The 220-nt window shown below is 50.9% G+C and carries 1 protein-coding gene; it reads left to right on the forward strand.

Annotated features, from left to right (window positions below):
• Window positions 1-220 (forward strand): FAD-dependent oxidoreductase (locus A3722_RS23490; RefSeq protein ID WP_201722050.1); only part of this gene is annotated, 220 nt, incomplete at both ends.

The following is a 220-nucleotide window of genomic DNA, read 5'->3' on the forward strand; positions in this document are numbered from 1 at the left end:
ATGGCGTGGGCCCGCGTTATTGCCCATCTATTGAAGACAAGGTGGTTCGATTTGCGGATAAAGACTCGCATCAGGTTTTCTTGGAGCCTGAGGGCGTAGACGACCATACTGTATACCCGAACGGAATTTCAACATCGTTGCCGGAAGACATACAAGAGGCCTACGTACGGAGTATGGTCGGGCTCGAAAATGCAGTAATCATACAGCCCGGCTATGCCAT

This window comes from Sulfitobacter sp. HI0027 (assembly GCF_001634775.1).
GTDB lineage: Bacteria > Pseudomonadota > Alphaproteobacteria > Rhodobacterales > Rhodobacteraceae > Sulfitobacter.